1 pseudogene is annotated in these 350 nt (G+C 61.1%); it reads left to right on the plus strand.

The features are described from left to right. A pseudogene (locus tag ACLJNW_RS23745) lies at positions 1-350 on the plus strand (F0F1 ATP synthase subunit beta); the annotation flags it as partial.

Consider the following 350-nt stretch of genomic DNA (forward strand, 5'->3'; position numbering starts at 1 on the left):
TCTACCACGAGATGAAGGACTCCAACGTACTGGACAAGGTAGCCCTGGTATACGGCCAGATGAACGAGCCGCCGGGCAACCGTCTGCGCGTCGCACTGACCGGCCTGACCATGGCCGAGAAGTTCCGTGACGAAGGCCGTGACGTTCTGTTGTTCATCGACAACATCTACCGTTACACCCTCGCCGGTACCGAAGTATCCGCACTGCTGGGCCGTATGCCGTCCGCGGTGGGCTATCAGCCGACCCTGGCCGAAGAGATGGGCGTTCTGCAGGAGCGCATCACCTCCACCAAGAAAGGCTCGATCACCTCGATCCAGGCCGTATACGTTCCCGCGGACGACCTCACCGAC

Origin of the sequence: Salmonella sp. SAL4457 (assembly GCF_046548235.1) — a bacterium.
GTDB lineage: Bacteria > Pseudomonadota > Gammaproteobacteria > Enterobacterales > Enterobacteriaceae > Salmonella > Salmonella enterica.